The sequence below is a fragment of the Citrobacter sp. Cpo071 genome (assembly GCF_030332765.1).
In the GTDB taxonomy this organism is placed as follows: domain Bacteria; phylum Pseudomonadota; class Gammaproteobacteria; order Enterobacterales; family Enterobacteriaceae; genus Citrobacter; species Citrobacter portucalensis.
The window spans coordinates 1-359 of record NZ_JAOWHE010000052.1; the positions used below are offsets into that span (position 1 = coordinate 1).

The following is a 359-nucleotide window of genomic DNA, read 5'->3' on the forward strand; positions in this document are numbered from 1 at the left end:
AGGCTGTCGGTGATGGTGACGGCGTTTTTCCCGTATTCATAGCGGTAGCTTAAGCCTGCCGGATTATGCTGCTCCACCACACGGCCCGCTGCATCATAGCGGTAGGTGGTCTGCGGGCGTCCGGCGTACTGGTGTGCCACCATCCTGCCGGGGGTGTCCGCGTCATAGTCAAAGCGGCGCACCTGCACTCCGCCCCGGTCATACACCGCCGCCAGCTCGCCGCGCGGGGAATAGTCATAGCGCACCAGCGGGGATGTCGGCAGGTTGTCGGGGTATTCAGGGTCGTGCGTCAGCCAGACGGCACCGAGGCGGACCCCGACATCCTGGCCGTAGCGGGTGACGGGCAGTGTGTTCATCTG

The 359-nt window shown here is 64.9% G+C and carries 1 protein-coding gene; it reads right to left on the reverse strand.

The annotated features are described in order from the left end of the window. Positions 1-359, reverse strand: a 359-nt coding sequence (locus OGY09_RS25345) for an RHS repeat domain-containing protein (protein ID WP_286589822.1), incomplete at both ends; no start/stop codon positions are given.